Genomic DNA, 4363 nt, shown 5'->3' with positions numbered 1-4363 from the left:
AATGCAGGGGCTTTGGGTTGGGCTTTGAGTCAGGAGGATGTTAGTCAGTTGGAACAAGTGACTCGCCCTTGGTTAAAATGAAAGCTCAAGGAAAGCGCCCCTACAATAGACTTCGCCGCAGTTGTCCGGAACAGGCAACAGCGCTATTGATTTCAGAAACGATAGCCTGCACCAAATTGGAATTTAACCGGAGAAGTATCGTTGTTTTCATCACTAAGGCTTAATCTGCCACTGCCGTAGATTATGGTGTAGTCATTGACTGCTGCTTCTACACCAGCAGTCAATACGGCTGAATTTTGATTACCTAAAGGAGTGGTGATCTCCTCGTTGTTCACAAAGGTATAGCCTCCACCAACGTAAATGTTAGTATTGCTGGCAACCGGTAGATCGTAGGTAATTGTTGGCTCGACAGCACGACCTTTGCCAGAGAGAAATGCTGCACCACGCACTGAAATTGGTAAATTGGGCACATCAATACGACCTTGATACATGCTACCAATCCTTTCATCGCTTGAGTTTGAGCCAATTCCCAGCAAATTCTCAAAGGGATTGAGGATATCATTACTTATTGTGCTGCCATCGTTACTAATTCCGACGTAGCTACCCTTTAATCCTTCAGGTTGAGCAGAGGCAGGGCTAGCACATAGAACCATAGCAATCATTAAGATTAGGGAAGTTGCGGCAGATTTGAGTATGGGTTTCATCGGTTTCATGGTTATAATTAGAAAACCCCCCGCTTTGATTGCAGGGGGATGGCTATCAAGGTGCATCTACTATTTTTCTATTTCTCAGCCGAGTTGAGTGATCCGGATAAGTTACAGAAAAATATCCGATTGACTCCAGTGATGGCGTTGCTTAATGATGGGATAATTTTGTCGCCACCCCATTGAGAACTGGTATATGTAAACAAAAAGCGATCGCTTGTTGAGGTAGCGATCGCTTTTTGAGGTCACGATTTAGTCTAAACTGCGTAAGCATTCAGCCCTCAGCCGTCAGCCATTCGCGTAGCCTGGTCACAAGCCTTGGCCAAAGGCCACGCTACGCGAATGGCTGATAGCACCTCAGGTAGTCTATTAGCTGATACGCGATACGCTGATAGCTGATAGCTGAATGCTTACTAAACTCAAGTAGCTAACTGATTGTCCCAAGTCTAGTTAGCCAGCCACTGAGCTAACCAGGGAGTTAGTTCAAGTTAACCTTGACAACTTTGTTTTTTTCCTCTTCCGCTTTAGGCAAGGTCAGATTTAAGATACCGTCTTTGTACTCAGCCTCAACTTTGGTATTTTGAATCCGAACTGGTAAAGGAATTACCCGCTGGAATTTACCATAACGGAATTCAGACCGCTTGACGCCTTTTTCGTCAGTATTGGTTTCTTCTTTACGTTCTCCACTGATAGAAACAACAGTATCTGTGACTTCTACATTCAAGTCTTTGGCTTCCATTCCTGGAACTTCTAATTTCAGAGTAATAGCATCTTCAGTTTGGGTAATTTCAGCAGCTGGAACATTTTTGAAATGACCAAACTCTCGCAAAGTAGTAGGCACAAAACTATGGTCAAATAGCTGGTCAATTTCCCGTTGTAGGGTGTTGATGTCTTTCCAGGGGTTCCAACGAACTAGAGTCATAGCTTTTCCTCCAAGTTGTAATTGCTTAATTGATTTAGCCTTGTTTTCTGGCCTTTGATTATTATGGTAGGACTTGAAATTAGCTATGACAATTCGGTTTTTATCACTAATTTTATAGGGATTGCCGTTATGAATAAGTGTTCAATCGGGAATCGGGAATCGGGAATCGGGAATCGGGAATCGGAAACAGGCAAAAGGGAATAGGGAATAGTAATAAAGAGATATGAGGATTTTTTTTGGTTAGGAGAAAGCAATGTAGCCTTGGGTTTCATGAACTATTTAGAACTGCTATAGTTAACTTTGATCTAAATTACGGTAAACTAAACACAATTGAGTTCGGTAAACTCGAATTCAATGGTCAGCTAATGCGCTAGGCGCAAGCTAATTGAGGTGCTAATGCGCTACGCGCACGCTACGCGAACAGGTATCAGGTAAGGCAATTCAGTTAAGTCCGATGATGGAATCCACAGATTTTACCCATTCAGTCAGCTACCAAAAAGAATTGATTCTGAAATTACAGGAACTGCTGAAAAAAGAAATTGAAGGTAAAGCTCACTCTGACCGCATTGAAGAATTATCTTCAGCGATTGAAAGTGCTACAGAGGCGCTCAACAACCTAACCCAGTATTTTAGAGAAACTTGACCTCTAAGCATTCAGCGGTCAGCTTATTTTATTCAAAAGCTGTTTGGTGTAGCATGCGCTATGGGCATAAACTGTTCGGTGTAGCGTGGCCATAGGCTCAAAACTGATAGCTGATACGGGACACGCTGATACGCGACACGCTGATAGCTGATAGCTTAGGTTGAACTGTATTTTTCTCGATTAGACTCTAAGCACTAGGTATTAGGCGTTAACTACTAACTAACACCTAATACCTAACACTTAACACCTAACACCTAACACCTAAGCCTCAACACTATATTGACTGATAGTAAGCATTCAGCCGTCAGCCGTCAGCGGTCAGCCATTTCCGTACCGTGCGCGTAGCCCATAAGCTGACAGCTGATAGCTGATAGCTGAATACTTACGACTGATTACTAGGGCAAAGGTCGAAATTATTTTTAGTCCTTGAAGAGGTCAAGTCCTCTTTCGGGTTGAGCTACAGAGGCACCAATATTAGGAGTGATGCCCACAAATTGATCAAATCAGTGATTCGGTCAAAGCCCGACGCTGCGCGAACGACTCTGGTCAAGATCAATCCCAGAACTAGGAAAACCTAGAGATGAAGTCAACAGGGATGGAGTGAACACAGATGGAGTCAGGAAGGAATCAAGTAGGGAATCAATGGGATTGGTAATAGTACCAAGGATATCCTCCAGCAGACTGTCAGGTCCATCGGTAACACCATCCGGATTACTAATCTGGTTGTCGTCACCAATGCTGAAACTGGCGGCACCACTAATCTGATGATTATTGGTGTTAGGGGTACTCATGGTGCTGGAAACCATGGCTGTGCCATGGATACTGAAAATGCGATTGGCCTTTGGCCACGCTACGCGATCGCTTAAATCCGCTGAGGTATTGTCACTAATGGTGCTGGTAGCCATGCTGGTACTGCTGACGATGACTATACCGCCAACAGAGTCGCCCAAGGGATTGCGACTAATCCTGTTAGTAGCCGTCGCCCTGCTACTGACCTTGACTAGAGGGTCATCTGAGTCTACTGTTCGCGTAGCGGCGACCTTCGCGTAGCGTGGCCCAAAGGCCAAGGAGCATCGATTACTACTAATTTCAATCTTGGTGATAGTCGCCGTTTTTGGATCTTGAGGCTGAATTTCGACATCAAACACTTGGTCAATGTCATCAAAATCAATGTCATCAAAATCGATGTTAATCGGGCCATCGGTGATGTCCAAATCACCAGTAGTAGCCAAATCTTCACCAGTTTCAAGGTCATCTAGGGGAGAAATCACTACAATCCCTTGACTAGTAGCACCAGTTTGGTTTCCTTGGTTTGGATTTGCTTGTAGATTGCAAAGGGAATCAAGCACAGAACAGCTATTGTTTATCATCGAGGTTTCTACTCGAACGTCAACAAAGAAATGAGATAGAGATTCCCTGATTGACTTTTTCTAGCTACCCAGGTCGAGTAGCCAGCACATTTTTCACTTTGTCAGTCTAAATTCTATCTAGGTGATCAAATTATTGCTCTCGAATGCAATAAAAATTCACGTTTTATGATCACGACAGGGGGATGGTGCCCTTTATCCATCAATTTTCTGTCTACACTCCCAAACCTCTACAGGTTTAATTCCCGGAGCGTCCATTACCACTTTGATTTAATAAATATTCCCAAATCCGTCGTATTTCCTGTTGATTTTGACGAATATCTGCTTGACTTTGACGAATCTCCTCTTGATTTTGAATAATCTCTTCTTGACTTTGACGTTGATAGGTTGCTAAATCGGAAAACAATTTTAAGGTCTCATTGAGAGAAACTCTTAATTGAGTAATTTCTGCTTGATTTTGCTCGATATTCTGACTATGGCGATTAATGTATCTTGCTGCTGTCTCTAACAAGTTCTCTACTTGAGTTAATCTTTCTTCTGGTGTCATGTCTGATCACTTTTGATTTGATATATTTATATATTATATTCTTTTTTTTATCATTATTACTGAAGTCAATTTTTACTAAAAATTTAGTGCGTTCGCGAACGGAACATCGCGTTTAAATTTGGTGTGTTATTAACCCACCCTAACAACTAATTATTCTATCTACTCTCTCCAGCCTCTCCA

The 4363-nt window shown here is 42.7% G+C and carries 7 protein-coding genes; 1 reads left to right on the top strand and 6 read right to left on the bottom strand.

The genetic code is table 11. The features are described from left to right. Positions 1–152 precede the first annotated feature (152 nt). The 4 genes from F6K20_RS26060 to F6K20_RS26045 form a co-directional block, all read right to left on the bottom strand. A complete protein-coding gene (locus F6K20_RS26060) occupies positions 153–713 on the bottom strand; it encodes a putative outer membrane beta-barrel protein (protein WP_161603139.1) in 561 nt (186 codons plus the stop codon). Positions 714–855: 142 nt separating this feature from the next. Further along, entirely contained in the window at positions 856–978 is a 123-nt protein-coding gene (locus F6K20_RS26055) for a hypothetical protein (RefSeq protein ID WP_287253988.1), read from the bottom strand. Positions 979–1182: 204 nt separating this feature from the next. Further along, entirely contained in the window at positions 1183–1626 is a 444-nt protein-coding gene (locus F6K20_RS26050; RefSeq protein ID WP_008181645.1) for an Hsp20/alpha crystallin family protein, read from the bottom strand. Between the two features lie 83 nt (positions 1627–1709). After that, positions 1710–1898, bottom strand: coding sequence for a hypothetical protein (locus F6K20_RS26045; RefSeq protein WP_154659721.1), 189 nt, complete (start codon positions 1896–1898; stop codon positions 1710–1712). A gap of 182 nt (positions 1899–2080) precedes the next feature. On the opposite strand from F6K20_RS26045, the gene F6K20_RS26040 reads away from it, so the two are divergent. Beyond that, positions 2081–2269: a hypothetical protein gene (locus tag F6K20_RS26040; protein WP_008181643.1), complete on the top strand. Its 189-nt coding sequence runs from the start codon at positions 2081–2083 to the stop codon at positions 2267–2269. A 515-nt stretch (positions 2270–2784) separates the two neighbouring features. Here F6K20_RS26040 and F6K20_RS26035 read toward each other — a convergent pair. Both F6K20_RS26035 and F6K20_RS26030 read right to left on the bottom strand, forming a co-directional pair. Next, complete coding sequence (locus F6K20_RS26035) at positions 2785–3639, bottom strand: hypothetical protein (protein WP_287265728.1); 855 nt, start codon at positions 3637–3639, stop codon at positions 2785–2787. 235 nt (positions 3640–3874) lie between these two features. Then, positions 3875–4183 carry a hypothetical protein gene (locus tag F6K20_RS26030; protein ID WP_008181639.1) on the bottom strand — a complete coding sequence of 103 codons (309 nt, stop codon included), beginning with the start codon at positions 4181–4183 and terminating at the stop codon, positions 3875–3877. Positions 4184–4363 lie beyond the last annotated feature (180 nt).

The organism is Moorena sp. SIO2C4 (assembly GCF_010672485.1).
In the GTDB taxonomy this organism is placed as follows: domain Bacteria; phylum Cyanobacteriota; class Cyanobacteriia; order Cyanobacteriales; family Coleofasciculaceae; genus Moorena; species Moorena producens.
The sequence above is the reverse complement of the archived record's forward strand: the minus strand, read 5'-3'. Positions and strand labels throughout refer to the sequence as shown.

What these genes read in the sequence shown, in the direction of transcription:
- F6K20_RS26060 (WP_161603139.1), bottom strand. Translation starts at nt 713, where the DNA reads ATGAAACCGATGAAACCCATACTCAAATCTGCCGCAACTTCCCTAATC.
- F6K20_RS26055 (WP_287253988.1), bottom strand. Translation starts at nt 978, where the DNA reads ATGCTTACGCAGTTTAGACTAAATCGTGACCTCAAAAAGCGATCGCTA.
- F6K20_RS26050 (WP_008181645.1), bottom strand. Translation starts at nt 1,626, where the DNA reads ATGACTCTAGTTCGTTGGAACCCCTGGAAAGACATCAACACCCTACAA.
- F6K20_RS26045 (WP_154659721.1), bottom strand. Translation starts at nt 1,898, where the DNA reads ATGAAACCCAAGGCTACATTGCTTTCTCCTAACCAAAAAAAATCCTCA.
- F6K20_RS26040 (WP_008181643.1), top strand. Translation starts at nt 2,081, where the DNA reads ATGATGGAATCCACAGATTTTACCCATTCAGTCAGCTACCAAAAAGAA.
- F6K20_RS26035 (WP_287265728.1), bottom strand. Translation starts at nt 3,639, where the DNA reads ATGATAAACAATAGCTGTTCTGTGCTTGATTCCCTTTGCAATCTACAA.
- F6K20_RS26030 (WP_008181639.1), bottom strand. Translation starts at nt 4,183, where the DNA reads ATGACACCAGAAGAAAGATTAACTCAAGTAGAGAACTTGTTAGAGACA.